This is a genomic window from Thalassotalea ganghwensis, from assembly GCF_053485795.1.
The window spans coordinates 1-17,291 of sequence record NZ_JBQRUM010000031.1; the positions used below are offsets into that span (position 1 = coordinate 1).

At 39.8% G+C, this 17,291-nt stretch carries 15 protein-coding genes; 3 read left to right on the forward strand and 12 right to left on the reverse strand.

Annotated elements, in window-relative coordinates:
* Positions 1-292: 292 nt before the first annotated feature.
* The 6 genes from ACSLUH_RS18775 to ACSLUH_RS18800 all read right to left on the reverse strand — a co-directional run bounded on the left by ACSLUH_RS18775 (position 293) and on the right by ACSLUH_RS18800 (position 9,307).
* On the reverse strand, positions 293-826 hold the full coding sequence (locus ACSLUH_RS18775; protein WP_448569880.1) for a D-glycero-alpha-D-manno-heptose-1,7-bisphosphate 7-phosphatase: 534 nt from the start codon (positions 824-826) through the stop codon (positions 293-295).
* Positions 827-922: 96 nt separating this feature from the next.
* Positions 923-1,684, reverse strand: a complete 762-nt coding sequence (locus ACSLUH_RS18780) for an SDR family oxidoreductase (RefSeq protein ID WP_448569882.1) — start codon at positions 1,682-1,684, stop codon at positions 923-925.
* An 81-nt stretch (positions 1,685-1,765) separates the two neighbouring features.
* On the reverse strand, positions 1,766-2,869 hold the full coding sequence (locus tag ACSLUH_RS18785) for an enoyl-CoA hydratase/isomerase family protein (RefSeq protein ID WP_448569884.1): 1,104 nt from the start codon (positions 2,867-2,869) through the stop codon (positions 1,766-1,768).
* A 24-nt stretch (positions 2,870-2,893) separates the two neighbouring features.
* Positions 2,894-3,922 carry an oxidoreductase gene (locus tag ACSLUH_RS18790; protein ID WP_448569886.1) on the reverse strand — a complete coding sequence of 343 codons (1,029 nt, stop codon included), beginning with the start codon at positions 3,920-3,922 and terminating at the stop codon, positions 2,894-2,896.
* 119 nt (positions 3,923-4,041) lie between these two features.
* Positions 4,042-5,838, reverse strand: a complete 1,797-nt coding sequence (locus tag ACSLUH_RS18795) for an acyl-CoA dehydrogenase C-terminal domain-containing protein (protein WP_448569888.1) — start codon at positions 5,836-5,838, stop codon at positions 4,042-4,044.
* Positions 5,839-5,926: 88 nt separating this feature from the next.
* Positions 5,927-9,307, reverse strand: coding sequence for a methylmalonyl-CoA mutase family protein (locus ACSLUH_RS18800; protein ID WP_448569890.1), 3,381 nt, complete (start codon positions 9,305-9,307; stop codon positions 5,927-5,929).
* A 174-nt stretch (positions 9,308-9,481) separates the two neighbouring features.
* Here ACSLUH_RS18800 and ACSLUH_RS18805 point away from each other — a divergent pair, with 174 nt between their 5' ends.
* Entirely contained in the window at positions 9,482-10,384 is a 903-nt protein-coding gene (locus tag ACSLUH_RS18805) for an AraC family transcriptional regulator (RefSeq protein WP_448569892.1), read from the forward strand.
* A gap of 58 nt (positions 10,385-10,442) precedes the next feature.
* Here ACSLUH_RS18805 and ACSLUH_RS18810 read toward each other — a convergent pair whose 3' ends face one another.
* The 5 genes from ACSLUH_RS18810 to ACSLUH_RS18830 all read right to left on the reverse strand — a co-directional run bounded on the left by ACSLUH_RS18810 (position 10,443) and on the right by ACSLUH_RS18830 (position 15,203).
* Positions 10,443-10,721 carry a DUF6170 family protein gene (locus ACSLUH_RS18810; protein WP_448569894.1) on the reverse strand — a complete coding sequence of 93 codons (279 nt, stop codon included), beginning with the start codon at positions 10,719-10,721 and terminating at the stop codon, positions 10,443-10,445.
* Positions 10,722-10,913: 192 nt separating this feature from the next.
* Positions 10,914-12,668 (reverse strand): DUF885 domain-containing protein, encoded by a 1,755-nt coding sequence (locus ACSLUH_RS18815; protein WP_448569896.1) that lies wholly within the window; start codon positions 12,666-12,668, stop codon positions 10,914-10,916.
* A gap of 45 nt (positions 12,669-12,713) precedes the next feature.
* Positions 12,714-12,842, reverse strand: coding sequence for a hypothetical protein (locus ACSLUH_RS18820; protein ID WP_448569898.1), 129 nt, complete (start codon positions 12,840-12,842; stop codon positions 12,714-12,716).
* Positions 12,821-13,306 carry a GNAT family N-acetyltransferase gene (locus ACSLUH_RS18825; RefSeq protein ID WP_448569900.1) on the reverse strand — a complete coding sequence of 162 codons (486 nt, stop codon included), beginning with the start codon at positions 13,304-13,306 and terminating at the stop codon, positions 12,821-12,823. The genes ACSLUH_RS18820 and ACSLUH_RS18825 overlap by 22 nt, the downstream gene beginning before the upstream one ends.
* Positions 13,307-13,436: 130 nt before the next feature.
* Positions 13,437-15,203, reverse strand: a complete 1,767-nt coding sequence (locus tag ACSLUH_RS18830; protein WP_448569902.1) for a hypothetical protein — start codon at positions 15,201-15,203, stop codon at positions 13,437-13,439.
* 113 nt (positions 15,204-15,316) lie between these two features.
* Here ACSLUH_RS18830 and ACSLUH_RS18835 point away from each other — a divergent pair, with 113 nt between their 5' ends.
* A complete protein-coding gene (locus ACSLUH_RS18835) occupies positions 15,317-16,273 on the forward strand; it encodes an ion transporter (protein WP_448569904.1) in 957 nt (318 codons plus the stop codon).
* 10 nt (positions 16,274-16,283) lie between these two features.
* Here ACSLUH_RS18835 and ACSLUH_RS18840 read toward each other — a convergent pair whose 3' ends face one another.
* Positions 16,284-16,631, reverse strand: a complete 348-nt coding sequence (locus ACSLUH_RS18840; RefSeq protein ID WP_448569906.1) for a YciI family protein — start codon at positions 16,629-16,631, stop codon at positions 16,284-16,286.
* 31 nt (positions 16,632-16,662) lie between these two features.
* Between ACSLUH_RS18840 and ACSLUH_RS18845 the strand changes: the two genes are divergently transcribed.
* Positions 16,663-16,989 (forward strand): winged helix-turn-helix transcriptional regulator, encoded by a 327-nt coding sequence (locus ACSLUH_RS18845; protein WP_448569908.1) that lies wholly within the window; start codon positions 16,663-16,665, stop codon positions 16,987-16,989.
* Positions 16,990-17,291: the final 302 nt, after the last annotated feature.

Sequence of the window (17,291 nt, forward strand, 5' to 3'; positions counted from 1 at the left end):
TCGCATTCGTGTTAGGCGTGTGCTCTACCGTTGAGAGCGGATGCGCATTCTACGCACCTGAGTTTTAATGTCAACAGATTTTTGAAAAAAGTTTTAAAAAGTTTTTCAAGCGCTGTCGTTATGTTTATCGAGTATTTCAATCCACATAACCCATTCTAAATAAGAACGTAAAACTCCCTTCCTAGGTCTCCCTGAGAAGTGGATGCGCATTTTAGGGATTTTTACGTTAACGTCAACAGTAAAATGAAAGAAAACTTCAAAAAGCTGTTTGTTCGATTATTTATTGAGCAAGTTATTCAATAAAGCGACTAGCATCTGCTAACTTTTGAATAAATTGTGCTTCAACTTGTTTAAAATCTTCTTTGTATTGGGCAAATAAAATCCTATTGTGGATTCCCGAACTCTCAGCTGCCTGCATATCAATTAACTTGTCACCAATAAAGATACTTTGCTTAAGCTCAATATTATGTTTAGTGGCCGCTTGAATAATTAAACCAGGCTTTGGTTTTCGACAATCACATTCCTTGCGAAAATCTCCTTTGCCTTTCGTTGGATGATGAGGGCAATAATATATACCCTCTATTTTTATTTGATGACGTTTAAATTGATTAACCATCCATTGGTGAACGTTATCTAGTTGCTGCTCACTAATCAGCCCACGCCCCACTCCGGGTTGATTAGTAATAATTATGAGTGAATAGCCTTTTTGCTGTATTTCGTAGCAAAGTTCAAAAATCCCTTCAATAAATTGGATTTGGTTAGGGTGACTGATAAAACCATTCATTTGGTTTATCACACCATCTCTTGCTAGAAATACAGCTTTCATTAGACTGCCTTTATCTTTGTATGTTAGAAAACTTGCGCTAATCAAGTAAGTGATCAAGTTGGCCCAGCATTATTGCCTTACTCCGATTGATAATACTTACATTGATAAGCCACCATCGATTTCTACCACTCGACCAGTGAAGAACTCATTTTCAAAAATGTATTTAACAGTATGGGCGATTTCTTCAGCTTCACCTAACCGACCTACTGGTTTCATTTTTTCTAAGCGGTCACGCATTTCTGGTTTCATTGCATCTGTCATCGCGGTGCGTATAACACCTGGTGCAATAGCGCCAACACGAATACCATGACGGCCAAGTTCACGTGCCCAAGTTACGGTCATGGCAACAACACCGGCTTTTGATGCCGCATAATTAGTTTGACCCATGTTGCCACCTCGCGCTATAGAGGACATATTAATAATGACGCCCTTTTTGCCCCCCTCTATCATATGAACCGCTGCTTCACGACCACACAAAAAGACACCGGTAAGATTGACATCAATAACTGATTGAAATTGATCTAACGACATTTTACTTGCTACAACGCCATCTTTCGCTTTTACAAACATACCATCGCGTAAGATACCTGCGTTATTGATTAATCCATCGATACCACCAAAATCACTATTGATCTTCGAGAATGTTTGCTCAACATCACTTTCATTAGTGACATTAGCTAAATAGAATCTTGCTGTTGAACCGGCTTGTTCGACTAACGCTACGGTCTCTTCTAATGACTCTTGATTTAAGTCAATTAACGCCAGTTTAGCACCTTGCTCAGCTAAGTTTACCGCCATCGCTCGACCTAAGCCTTGGCCACCACCAGTAATTACAATAACTTTATCTGTTAATTTCATGGATTTTCCTATTTTTATAATATTGTTTATCTAATTGAATAAAAGTTAGATGTTGAAAGTCTCGCTTTAACACTTTTTATCTCATTGGAAATACCAATCAACATCTTCCGCTTTAATTTGTTTAATATCACTAAACAGCCATTGGGGCGTTTTATCTTTATCGATTAACAACGCTCTTACCCCTTCTGCAAAGTCACTTTTTTGGCAACACTTAGTAGATAATCGTAACTCACTGTCAAAGCATTGTGCTAAAGATAACGTTTGACACTTTATTAGCTGTCTAAAAATAATGTGAATACTTAAAGGGCTTCCATTAACCATTTTTTCAATCGCTTTGGTAAACCATTCTGTTTTTGGGCTTTGCTCGATAATGGTTTGATAGGCCTCTAATGGCGTTTGACAGTTACTTAAATCGGTAAAAAACGATGGGTATTGTTCAAACACTATTGGAGTGTGTTCATCAAGTTGGTGCTCCGCAATCACGTTCGACAATAGTTGATGATCACTAGAGGTTAACGTCCATGGCTGGCACAACAACTTGTCGAGTAAGGGCTGTTTATCATTCCGTGATAAATAATAACCTCCTAAACCAAGATGTATCGCTTCTTGACCAGTAAACGTCATGCCTGTAAGCGCTAAGAACATTCCAACACCAGACGGCATTTGGTTTAGAAACCAACTTGCGCCAACGTCAGGGTATAATCCAATAGACACCTCGGGCATTGCCATTATCGTTTGCGGTGTGACAATTTTATGGCTTGCCCCAGCGATTAAACCAATGCCTCCCCCCATAACATAGCCATGCGCCCAAACCATAATCGGCTTCTTAGCATTATGAACTAACTGATCTAATTGATATTCTAAGGTAAAAAACTGTTTCGCTAATTTTTGAGCCTTCAACTCACTATGCTTATCATGGCCTACAGTGGCATTGTGTTCAGCCAATAAATATCTACAAATACCAACAACATCGCCACCAGCACAAAATGCTTTGTCAGACTCGGATTGTAAGATGATCACAGCAACGTCTGAATCGTCTAACCACGTTGTTAATTGTGCTAATAACAATTCAACCATGGTTAAACTCAACGCATTTAAAGACTTAGCAGAGTCTAAACTTGCTATGGCTAAATACTTGCCATTTTGTGCAAGTAACGATGAAAACTTAACGGGTAGATTTTCCATGATTAACAACCGAGCTCAGCTAATTTAATCATCTAATGAACTATCAATAGCGACAACCGTTCTGCCAACAACGCTACCATCAATGTAGTCATTAAATGCTGAAGGTAACGCAGAAAACTCAATAGTATTAGGTGCGATTAACGACAATTGCGTTGGTTTTAAATCAGTCGCTAGTCTCTGCCATGCATTAGATCTAACACTTTCAGGCATCTCTACTGAGTTGATCCCCAAAATACTAACACCTCGAAGTATAAACGGCATTACGGTGGTATTCACATTGATCCCGCCAGCTAAGCCGATAGAGGCGATATTGCCCCAAACATTTGTGGTTCGAGTTAACCAAGATAACGTATCGCCGCCAACATTATCAACCGCGCCTCCCCATTGAGCAGTCTCTAGCGGTTTGGTGCCCATATCTAGGTCATGACGACTCAATAACTTACTTGCGCCAAGCGACGTTAAATAGTCATCCTGCTCAGTTTTACCAGTAAATGCGACGACCTCGTACCCTAATGTAGATAGCATATTGATGGCAAAACTGCCCACGCCACCGGTGGCACCAGTCACGACAATAGGACCAAAATCAATTTGTTGTCCATTATCTTCCATGCGCTGAACAGCGATAGCCGCGGTATAACCTGCGGTACCAATCGCCATAGCATCTCTTAGGCTTAACCCTGGCGGCAGCGCAACAACAGAACTGGCCAAAACTCTTGCATATTCACTGTAACCACCATCATAAAGCTCGGATAATTGAGCTCCACAGACTAAGACCTTTTGGCCTTCGCTAAAGCGTTGATCTGAAGACGATACAACAACACCTGAAAGATCAATACCACCAACTAAAGGGTACTTTCGCAAAATTCGACCTTTACCCGTTGCCGCAAGTGCATCTTTATAGTTGATCCCTGAATAAGCGACTTTTATAACCACTTCGCCTTCCGTTAAATCGGCAAGGCTTATCTGTTCAAAGTCACTGTGAATACGTTTTTTCTCTCCATCATTAACTTGATGAATTCTAAAAGCGGTAAAGGTCTCAGGTACCTGATGCATAATGCTTCCTTAATTTGTTGTAATATCGTGCTGGTAAAGCGTTAGTCTCTCAAAAGGTTACCGAACTTTCTCCGATTAACCAGTCAACTTTAGTCTTACTAGCATTAACATCTATCTGATTACTCACTGAAACCAAATAGGTGTGCAGGCATGGCGACTAAAGATTCACTACCTGCATAGATCGCCTCAATGTGAGCATCCATTCGCGGCAATAAACGTGCAAAATAAAAGTCAGCTAGATAAAGTTTGGCTTGATAAAATTCGTCTTCACTGGTTTTTTGGTAAGATTTCTCAGCCATCATCGCCCACATGTACGCATAGCTTAGGTAACCAAAAGCAGCTAGATAGTCAGTCGCAGAAGCACCAACCAGTTGCTTATCTTGCGTTGATTTATCAAGCACAAACGCAGTTAACGCGCTTACTTTCGTGGTTGCTTGTGATAATTTTTCAACATACATGCTTAAGGTTTCATTATTCTTATGGTTATCAATAAATTGTTGGATTTCTTGTTCAAATAACTGATAAAAACTGCCTTTATTAGCAACTACTTTACGACCTAATAAATCGAGCGACTGAATACCATTGGTTCCTTCATAAATTTGTGCAATACGAACATCGCGCACTAATTGCTCTTGGCCCCATTCGCGAATATAACCGTGCCCGCCTAAAACCATTTGCCCTAGCCCCGCACTGTCATAGGCCATATCAGTAAGAAAAGCCTTCGCAACTGGTGTCAGTAATGCCACTAATTGTTCAGCATTTTGCTTGTCGGTAACGTCATGACTGAATTTAACGATATCTAGTTGCTTGGCGACATACGATGAAAAACAACGACCGGCTTCGGTTAACGCCCTCATGGTCAGTAACATTTTACGAACATCAGGGTGAACAATGATGGGATCTGCCGCTTTATCAGGCTGCTGGGGGCCATTTGCACTGCGGCCTTGAATTCGCTCTTGCGCATAAGCTGCAGCTGTTTGATATGAACGCTCTGCAACACCTACACCTTGTATGCCCATGCCTAAGCGCTCATAATTCATCATGGTGAACATGTAATTAAGGCCTTTGTTAGCTTCCCCAACTAAAAAGCCTTTAGCACCATCAAAGTTCATCACACAAGTAGCGGAGCCTTTGATCCCCATTTTATGCTCTATTGAGCCACAATTAACGCTATTTCTTTCGCCTAAGCTACCATCATTATTAACAAGGTATTTAGGCACCAGAAACATTGATATACCTTTGGGTCCGGCCGGAGCTCCCGGAATTTTTGCCAACACCAAGTGAATAATATTTTCAGTGAGGTCTTGCTCACCACCAGTGATAAAGATTTTAGTGCCGCTTAAGGCATAACTGCCATCATCGATCGGCTCTGCTTTGGCATTCATTATACCTAAATCGCTACCCGCATGAGGTTCTGTTAAACACATGGTGCCGGCCCACTGCCCTGAGTACATATTCTCAAGGTAGGTTTGTTTCATCTCTTCACTACCATGTGCAGATAGTGCTAAACATGCACCAGCAGTTAACATCGGGTAGAGTGCAAAAGAAACAGAAGCTGACTGAGTCATCTCTTCGACAATGCCCTGCAATAACTTGGGCATGCCCATGCCGCCATATTCAGGCTCACCACTTAGGCTTCCCCAGCCACCTTCACAATAGAGTCGATAAGCTTCATCAAAGCCTTTGGGTGTTTTAACCTCACCATCATTCCACGTTGCTCCTTGCTCGTCACTATCACGATTTAGCGGTGCTACCGATTGAGACATCAGTTTTGCACCTTCTTCTAAAATCGCATTTGCCGTCTCTTTATCGATCAATTCTGCTAATTTTGGCATGCTTTGCCATAATGACTCGGCCTCAAATACGTCGTGAAGTAGAAATTGCATGTCTTTTAACGGGGCTTGGTATTGACTCATGAGTTATCTCTTTTCTATCGATGAATATTGCTAACTTGATATTAGAAGAATAAGCAGTGAACGAAATTGACGTTCACTGCTATGCTGACTACATATTACGGCGGTACTGACCACCGACTTCGAACAAGGCATTTACGATTTGCCCTAATGAACACACTTTACAAGCATCCATCATTAGCTCAAAAATGTTCTCATGCCTTATCGCAGCTTCTTGAAGTTGCTTAAGTTGTTCGTTTACTTGAACTGCATTCGCTTTATGCAGGTTGGCAAGCATATCTATTTGATAGTTTTTCTCTTCTTCTGTTGCTCGAATAACTTCTGATGGGATCACCGTTGGTGAACCTTTTGAACTCAAGAAGGTATTTACACCAATAATTGGATACTCACCGGTATGTTTTAAGTTTTCATAATACAAGCTTTCTTCTTGTATCTTACTGCGCTGGTACATGGTTTCCATTGCACCTAAAACGCCACCACGTTCCGTAATTCGATCAAACTCCGTTAACACCGCTTCTTCGACTAAATCAGTTAGTTCTTCGATAATAAATGAACCTTGAATAGGGTTTTCGTTTTTCGCTAAACCTAATTCACGGTTAATAATCAACTGAATTGCCATGGCACGACGAACACTATCTTCTGTTGGCGTTGTGATCGCTTCGTCATAGGCGTTGGTGTGCAACGAATTACAGTTATCATAAATTGCGTAAAGTGCCTGCAATGTTGTACGAATATCATTAAAGTCGATTTCTTGAGCATGTAATGAACGGCCTGAGGTTTGAATGTGATACTTCAACATTTGCGCACGTGCATTCGCTCCGTATTTATTCTTCATTGCTTTTGACCAAATACGACGAGCAACGCGGCCAATCACCGCATACTCAGGATCAATACCGTTTGAGAAGAAGAATGATAAATTAGGACCAAATTCATTAATGTCCATACCACGGCTTAAATAGTACTCAACAAAGGTAAAGCCATTTGCTAGCGTCAACGCTAGTTGCGTTATTGGGTTAGCACCTGCTTCAGCAATGTGGTATCCGGAAATAGAAACTGAGTAGAAATTACGAACACCTTTTTCAATAAAGTATTCTTGGACGTCCCCCATCAAACGAAGCGCAAATTCGGTAGAGAATATGCAGGTATTTTGTGCCTGATCTTCTTTTAAAATATCAGCCTGCACTGTGCCTCGAACTTGAGTTAATGTTCTTGCTTTTATCTCTTGATAAACATCCGCAGGTAACACCTGATCGCCCGTTACGCCCAATAGCATCAAGCCTAAACCATCATTACCTTCTGGTAATTCACCTTGATACTGCGGTCTTGGGCATCCTTTTGCTTTATAAATGGCGTTAATTTTATCGTCGACTTCCTTTTCTAAGCCGTTTTCTTTAATGTAAATTTCACATTGTTGATCAATAGCGGCATTTAAGAAAAAACCCAGTAGCATCGGTGCAGGCCCATTAATCGTCATCGATACCGACGTTGCTGGATGGGCGAGATTAAAACCAGAATAAAGTTTCTTCGCATCGTCTAAACAACAAATCGAAACACCGGCATTACCGATTTTACCGTAAATGTCTGGACGAACATGAGGATCATTACCGTAAAGCGTTACTGAATCAAAAGCTGTTGATAAACGTTTAGCTGGCATACCTTTCGAGACATAATGAAAACGTCTATTTGTACGCTCTGGGCCACCTTCACCAGCAAACATACGCGTTGGGTCTTCACCTTCACGTTTAAATGGGAACAAACCAGCGGTGTATGGAAATTCACCCGGAACGTTTTCTTGTAAACTCCATTTTAAAATATCGCCCCACCCTTGATACTTAGGTAAACATACTTTAGGAATATCTAGTTGAGAAAGTGACTTAGTATGAGTTTCTATTGACAGCTCTCTGTCACGAACTTTAAATTTAAACAACGGATTTTTGTATTTTTCAACTTTCTCTGCCCATTGTTCAATAATCAGTTTGTTCTTTGGATCTAAATCTAATGCAACCTGATCAAATAATTTAGTTAAGTTCTGTGCCAGTTCATTGCCAGAAGTTTCACCACTAGATTGTGCCGCTTCAATCGCTTGCTGAATACCATAAAGCTTTTGCGCCACTTGTGATTGTTGCTCAACCCACTCATCGTAACTACGGTTATTTTCAGAGATTTCTGATAAATAACGAGTTCGTTTTCCTGGTATAACACTCGCTTTTTCAGCCTGCGTACCTTCAATGGTTAATGGTTGAGCAATCGCTTTATCAGTTTTACCATTTAATTGTTCGATAACCGCATTGTATAACTCAGTCATGCCTCTGTCATTAAATTGCGATGCAATTGTGCCGTAAACAGGCACTTGGTCATCACCTGCTTCAAATAATCCGCGGTTACGTTTGTACTGTTTTTTCACATCGCGTAACGCATCTTCTGCGCCACGTTTATCAAACTTATTAACGGCAATAATATCTGCAAAATCCAGCATATCGATTTTTTCTAGCTGTGTTGCAGCGCCATACTCTGGCGTCATGACGTATAGTGATACATCAGAATGTTCTTCAATCTCAGTATCTGATTGACCAATACCTGATGTCTCTAAAATAATTAAGTCGTAGTTGGTTGCCTTTAATATATTTAGTGTGTCGTTAACATAAACCGACAAGGCTAAGTTAGACTGACGCGTTGCTAAAGAACGCATATAAACACGGTCATTATTAACGGCATTCATACGGATCCGGTCACCAAGTAACGCACCGCCAGTTTTACGTTTTGAAGGATCAACTGAAACGATAGCGATGGTCTTATCATCTGAAGCCATTAAAAAGCGGCGAATTAATTCGTCTACAAGTGACGATTTTCCCGCACCACCGGTACCGGTAATGCCCAACACTGGCGTATTGCTAGTTGCCGCAATCTTCTTAATTTTATCTAATGCGGCTTTATTTTCTTCTGGCGCATTTTCCGCAGCAGAAATTAAACGCGCTATTGATTGCTTATCGTTTTTCTGTAGGTTAGCAACGTCATCTTTTTTTACATTTGTGCCGGTTTTAAAGTCGCAACGCTCCAACATGTCATCGATCATACCTTGTAAGCCAAGTTCTCGACCGTCGTCTGGAGAATAAATACGGGTAATACCGTATTCATGCAACATTTTGATTTCTTCAGGCAGAATAACGCCACCACCACCACCAACAATGCGAATGTGCTCACAACCTCGCTCTTTAAGCAGATCATACATGTATTTAAAATACTCGTTATGTCCACCTTGATAAGAGGTCATTGCAATGGCATTGGCATCTTCTTGGATCGCGGTATTAACCACTTCTTCAACACTGCGGTCGTGGCCTAAATGGATAACTTCCGCACCACTTGATTGTAAAATTCGGCGCATAATATTAATGGCTGCATCATGGCCGTCAAATAATGAAGCTGCAGTTACGATTCTGATCTTATTCTTAAGCTGGTATCTTTGTGTCGTCATTGTTCACACTCTTTTAAGGTTCAACCACGATATTCGACGTTTTTAGTGTGGTCTTGCTATTTGTTTTGATTATGCATGGCATTAAAACACACTCAACCACTCAATAAAATTGATTTTCTTGCGATATTGATGGACTATATTGTTATTTATCATCGATAGGATTTATCCTTATAAATGAACAAAACTAATAGCAGCAATATCGTTACCGATGTACCTGTTCCTATGTCTGAAGATATCAGGTTAATTATTCCCTTATTTTTACTTAACAAACTTAAAGACCACCCTTTAACACAAGGGCTTTATCCAATATCTCTTGGCAAGTCTTATGCTGCATCTCAACTAAGTTCACAAAAAAACCAAGAGCATCACCATAGTTTGCTCTATTGTTTATCAGGCAATGGAAGTGTAGACCACAATGGCCGTAAACGAGAACTCAATCGGGGCGATCTTGTGTTGATACCGCCCAATCACCAGTTTGTGTTTCATTCGAACAATAAAACGAAATGCCAACTATTTTGGATAAACTTTACCGGTAGGCTTGCTAAAGATTTTGCCGAGCGCTTACTAATGAAAATGGAAGATGGCTACGCTCATGTTGGCATATTGTCGAATATTGTTAGCGATTTCGATTCACTGCTTGAACTAGGCAGTCGTGGCTATACTGCAACCAATGTGATTCATGCGGTACATGTACTGCAACAAGCACTGAGTTTCTTAGCTTTGCAACTAAGAACCAGTGCAAATTCGGAGCACTCAACATTTGATGTAGAAGCCATTGAAAAATTGATGCGAAACAACCTACACCAAGAGCTCAATTTGGACACCCTTGCACATTACGCACAGCTTTCAAAATTTCACTTTGCCAAGAAGTTTAAAGAAGTCACCGATACCGCGCCGATCCAACACTTTATTAATATGAAAATGCAGCATGCTTGTGGTTTGCTCGATAAGCAAACGATATCAATTAAAGAAATAGCAGAATCTCTTGGCTACGCCGATCCATATTACTTTTCTCGGCTATTTAAAAAGACAATCGGTATGTCACCAAAACAATACCGAGATTCACATCATCACTAGCGCGGTTAAAATAGCCTATTGCAGAAAAAACAAAGAGAAGCAAACCCTAGCACACTATCTAGCGAGATAGGTATTTACGACAAAATGCCAATTGCACTGGAATATATACCCACATTTTCACTAACACTGAAATTAACGCGGCGATTGAAAAATAGGCCCACTCTTGCCTTGCTAAAAATAGAAATGGCGGTATCAACATACCAAGTTTGAGTAGATTAAGGATTAACTTTTCTGGTACCGAAAATTTCTGCTGCGCTTGAATAACTTTCTCTTGGCGCTCTTGAAATGATAATTCGCTAAGTTCTGGAATGTTTTTTGACGAAAAGAAAATTGTCATGTCTATATGGGTGTAATATAAAATTTAATCTAGTTTACCTCATATTGTACAAAGATAACTAGAGCGTGTTGATAACTAGCATATGTTAAAGCTCACTTGATATTCTTTATACTTTCTCTTCATTTCACAAATATTGTGCCTATAAGGCGATCGGGTAACCCTAACTTAACAGGTTACCCTCTTGTTAAAACTTTAGGGCGTGTTGTTATTTTGTGCGTTAAGTAAATATTGCGCTATAACATTCTCAAGCTCAGATAACGGAATAGCGCCATTTTTTAATATTTGATCATGAAATTCTCGTAAGTCAAATTGTGTGCCTAATGTCTGCTCAGCGGTACGACGTAATTGTTTTATTTTGATTTCACCAAGCTTATATGAGAGTGCTTGTGCAGGCCATGAAATATAGCGGTCAACTTCAGTGGTAACATTATGCAATGATAGCGCGGTATTATCGGCTAAATAGTCAATTGCTTGTTGTCGACTCCATCCCATCGCATGAATGCCCGTATCAATAACCAATCGGCAGGCTCGCCACATTTCGTAAGTTAAGCGGCCAAAGTTGCTGTATGGATCTTGATAAAAACCCACTTCTTTACCGAGGTATTCTGCATATAAGCCCCAACCTTCCCCAAATGCCGAAATATAGGTTTGGTTTCGAAACTTGGGTACTCCTTGCATCTCTCGGTTCAGAGAGTTTTGCAAATGATGACCAGGTACCGCTTCATGCAAGGTTAATGCTTCTAATACATAGAGCGGGCGTCTATCCAGTTGATAGGTGTTGACCCAATACAAACCGGGTTGATCATCTCTCGAAGGCCAGACATAACGACCTGTCGTATATTTAGGCGCAATATTGGCTGGCACAGCCTCTACTCCATAAGGAGTTCTAGGAAGTGTCTTAAAAAGCTTAGGTAGTTGTGCGTCCATTTTTTTGGCGATATATGACGCTTCTTTTAACAGCTCTTGTGGCGTTTTTGCGTAGAACTGTGGAGACGTTCGCAAGAAGGAAACAAACGCTTTAAAGCTGCCATCAAAATCAACCTCTTTAATAATTTCATTCATTTCAGCGCGAATTCTCGCTACTTCTTTTAAGCCAATTTCATGAATTTGTTCAGCCGTTAATTTTAACGTGGTGTAATGCTCAATACGATTTTGATAAAACGCCTCTCCGTTTGGCAATAAAGTAGCAGCCAAGTTATCTCTCGCATTCTCCTTATAATCATTAACCATATAATCGTAATATTGCTGATAACTAGCGATGATGTATTGTTTTATTGCTTGCTGTGCTTTTTGTTGTAAGGCAGCAATTTTTTCGTCACCCAAATGCTCAGGCATTTCATTAAATGGTTGGTAAAATACGGTTTGTTTAACATCATTTTTGATAAATGCAGCAATTGAGTCTTCATAGCCTACTAACACAGCTTTAGGCTGCGTGAGCCCAATTTCAATGCCCTTATCCATCCAGTACATTTGTTGCTTAAAGTACTCAGGTACTTTGCTTAATCTCACAATGTAATCAAGATAGTCTTGCTCTGTTTTAAGGTTGGCATTGGAAAACATTCTGCCGACACTAACGTGAAAGCCTGACTCAGCTGTTAATGGCATATAGTGAGCTTTAAATCGATATTCATCAATTTGGTTTTGCAAAACGTAATTTAAAACCGCAACGTTAATTTTGTCCTGTTCATTTAGATCGCTTAGGTCTAATTGTGTCAGTTGCTGATGAAAAGATGTTAATGCTTGATGATGCTTTGCAAGTGCTTCAGGAGATAAATTAGGTAAATCAGTCGCCGAATTTTCTGCTGATGTTGGGTTATCATTATCAAGATAATGCTGATAATTTTTTATTAAATCATTAAGATCGCTTTTACTTGTGTTAACGCTTACTGAATTAGCACATGCTGCGACTATAAAAACGATAAAAAAGGAGGTAAGTATTTTTAGCATAATAATGGTTATTGGCTATTCGTTTACCTCAACATACCGTTGAGGTTAATAAACTTCAAGGTAAACAAGCTGGTTTGACGATAATAAAAACGAATCAATAGCACTGCCTTTCATCATTAATTCGTTTTCAGCATCTATATACTTACCTGCTCTTAATAGAGCTTTTTCTGCCAAAACAGTGCCTGGCCAGCTTCTGGATCTAATTCATACCCAGCAAAGCCAAATTTTTGGTAAGCCGATTTTGCAACATCATTATTACTCAATACTTCAAGAGTGATCTTACAACAGCCTTTTTGTTTAGCGATATCTTCAACTTTACTAAGCATTTTCTGACTTAACCCTAAACCACGGTATTCACTAAGAACAACCACATCGTGAATATTAACGAGCGGCTTACAGACAAAAGTAGAAAAACCTTCAAAGCAATTAACTAATCCAGCCGGCTTGCCGTCAACATAAGCAATAATGCTAAAAGCATGAGGTAATTTAGCCAATTCTTTGGCAAGGCTGTTGATCACTTCATCGCTAAGCGGTTCTCCACCACCCATAGGATCAGTTGCATAACTATTAAGTAAAAAAGGAACATCTTTTTGATGTTGTGCGCTAAGGTAATCCGCTAAAACGATTTCAATATCCATGTAGTTCGAGAGCCCGATCAGGTAAAGAAGCGCTATCTTATTATGCTGCCAACAAAAATAATACTCTGGTAAAAAAATTTAATTAAAAATCACTATAAACTTTATCCTGTTCTACCCAACATCACATTTTTTAACCTGCTGTCGGTGGTTCATGCTCGCGATGGTAACGGTGAATTATCCAGATATAGTTTTCCAATAAGGCGCGATCTGCCAACTCTTGAATAACCATATACTTATGCTCGATGTCTTTGGCATGTTTGATATGCTCTAAGGCATTATCAAACAGTGAGCGTTGATTTTGATACTGCCACAGTAACTCTTTTATCGCCATTTTGTTTTGGTAAATTTCCCATATTCCCAAAAGAAAAGGTAGTAAGCCCATCAGCAAAACTGTTAACACTTTGGCATTGACATCCTGATAGATGACTACCGCCATTAACTGATACTTGAATAATACTAACGCCAGCGCCATCATCGCAGAACCAATAAACAACCATGACTTAATTTTTTCTAGTTTATGGTGATGTTTGGCTAACATTTTGGTTTTGTTATTAAAATACTTAGCCTGATCAGCGATCCAATACTCGCAAACAAAATCGATATTGTATTGGCAATAATGTTTGCTTTGTTGATGATCCAAATAAATCGGAACATTAGCGAGTATCACCTGCTTGATCCAATTAAAACCTTTGAACTGACCTACCCCGCTGTGCGTGATCAGGTGAGTTGGTTTGGTATTACTGCCACGACCAATCAAGGTTAAATAAAACTGAGTTCTGAGGGTTTCAGCAAGCGCACGAGCGGTTAAATGCTTGGTAAAGCGATTCGCTTTTTCTGCATGTTTATAATATCGCCAGCCGATAAAAAAGAGTAATAAATACCCTATCAACAACAACTTACTGGCGACGATTTTTGCATAAACCAAAAAAAGCACCCCCATCAAAGCCGCCATCGAGCTAAATACAGCAAACTGACTATCTGAATATTTTTGGTTATGAACGGCAACAGCGTCAGCCTTTAAGAACTCCTCATCAAGTCGACGTAATAAATCAGGTGGTATAGGCGCTCTCTTTAGATCATAGTTATTTAGTAAACTATAGTCGGTACTAATTTGCTGCTCTGCTAATAACTGTATGACCTTAGCGTTATATTCATCAATATGGTCAATATCTGCTAACAAACATTGCGGTAATTGATCAAACCGTTGAAACGTATATTTACTCTCTTTTCCGGCAAGAAAACTGGTGTCTACGTCACCTGGCACGATATGACCATGGTCAGATTTTTCAACTTTTAGCCAATAGACAAAGCGAGAAACCAAAGGCTGTTGCTGGTTATCGGCGACAATTTTAATTTGATGCGCCTTATTATTGACTCTATCTTGCTTTCGACGAGGTTTTGCTTCCAAGTAATCAAGCAGCACATCAGATGTTCCACCGGTAAAGCCTGTATTCTGCCCGTCCCACACCGCGACAAGTAGATTAACATGATTAATCAAATACTGACCGAGCACCCAATATTGATTATCTCTCTCCTTACCGCTTAAAAACTTATCAGAGCCCAATGAATGAATTTGTTCAACAACATCAACAGAGACATTTTCATGCTGACATAACTGACGAAATTCTTGATAAGACTCATCCGAAAAATCTTGCGAATAGTCTGATTCAGGCATCGGCATTAGTGCTTTCACATTTAAATCAAGCTCTAATGCAACCTTAACAATGATACGATCCGCGCCATCGGCCATACCGCTTAAGATAATAATAGGCGTGTGTTGTAGATGCGTTTTAATACCCGATAAAAAGCTCTTTAGCGTTTGGTAAATCTTTTTAGTTGCACTTTCGTCTAAATCTCTATGTCCAGTAATGCCAATGATAAACGGCGTTGTATCCATATTTTTTCCCATTCACGACGTCAGTAAATAAACAAACTAATTCAATCTATTCTATTGATAATATACTAGTATTTAATAAGTGCACGAATAACGACCAAATAGGTAACGACAAGATGAATCTGGAAAACTCTGCAAACGCTGCAGGTTCACTTCGCCATCGAGTATTTAATTTAATTGAAAATAGCGATCCAAATAATCGCATTTCTCACTTACTAAACATGGCGTTAATTATTTTAATCATCGTAAACGTTGCCGCCGTTATTATTGAATCAGAGCCGAGTATCGGTAAGTCATACGCCGTTTATTTCCACACCTTTGAATTTATCTCCGTATTGATTTTTACCACTGAATATCTCGTTCGTCTGTGGTGCTGTGTTGAAATGGACGCTTATAAGGACTGTTCTCCATTTAAAGCGCGAATGAGCTATGCGATGAGTCCAATTGCATTAATTGATTTACTGGCAATATTGCCATTTTTCATTTCACTCTTTATTACCGTAGATTTGCGTTATTTGAGACTCTTACGGGTGCTGCGGCTAATGAAACTCGGGCACTATTTTAAGGGCTTTAATATATTTTTAACGGTGATCAACAAAGAGCTAAAAAGTATTGCAGCGGCGATGATGGTAATGCTGTTCCTGATTATCATTGCAGCAAGTTTAATGTATACCCTTGAAAGTCAAAAGCAACCTGAAGTATTTGGCAGTATCTTACATTCATTATGGTGGGCTGTGGTGACGATGACCACCGTTGGCTATGGCGATGTAACCCCGGTAACCACTGCTGGTAAAGTAGTAGCAACCTTTATTATGTTAATTGGCGTAGGCCTAGTTGCATTGCCGGCTGGTATGTTAGCTGCGCGCTTTGGTGAAGAATTAAGAGAGCGAAAAAGAAGCTTAACATTACATATTGAGCATGCATTAGCCGATGGTTACATTGATGACGAAGAGTATAAGTTACTTGAAGAGCTAGCTAATAAGCTTGAACTTTCGCCAGAAGAACTAGAGCGAAACATCACCTTGCTTAAAAAAGGTGTTAAGCAAGGGCAATGTCCACTCTGCGGAAAATAGCGTTGCAGTGTTAAACAATGAGTGATTGATATTGCTCTGACGCCATAACAGGCACAAACTCGGTGATCGTATAGTTCACCGCTCCGCTGTTAACAAAAGGGTCTGCTTGTAAAACGTGCTCTAAAGCGTGTCGACTTTCATGTTGAGAAATCAAAATTCCGCCGGTTCTCGGTACTTTACGACCGCCAAACATCAGTTTGTTTTGTTGATATTGTTTGGCCAAGTAATCTCTGTGCGCATTGGTTAACTCCGGGGTAATTTTGTCGACGTCGACAAAGGTCATATTAACTAAAAACATATTTTTCTCGCTTTTAACGTTACTGGGAAGTATGATTGCTACTAAATTCGTAGCAATCATACCGCTACTTTTTTAGTAGCGCAATTAAAAAATGAAAACACCCTTACCAAATAAAACCGTTCGAGGCTCGACATCAGGCGTTGCCATTATGGCAGTTTTCGATTTACTGGGTCGGAAGTGGAATATGAGAATTTTATGGGAACTTAGCCATGAAGCCATGAGTTTTAGGGCGCTTCAAAACAAGTGTGATGACATGTCACCATCTGTCCTGAACACGAGAATTAAGCAATTGAGTGATGCGAAACTACTAACCACTAGCGAAAGCGGTTATCAGTTAACACCGCTTGGTCAATCGTTAATGACAACTTTAGATCCGCTGCGTCATTGGGCATCACAATGGGAAAGCGCATTAAAGTAGCGCCCATTTCTAACAATGACTGTACCGTATTACCCTGATCGTTTAGCGAATCTAAAACGCGTATTGTGACTGCTGAGCAGCAATCTTTTTTTGGTGAGGTGCAAATTTTAGTTATTCTATTACAGTATCAAGAGCTAATTGACCGATCTCGGGTTAACTTGACAAAAGGTCGAACTGATCTGCAATAATCAAACAGGACACTTTGATAATGGAATATAATCCAAATATTGAGGTGTTAAATGACAAAAAGAACAAACAGAAGTTACACAGCAGAATTTAAACAAGAAGCTGTGGCATTAATA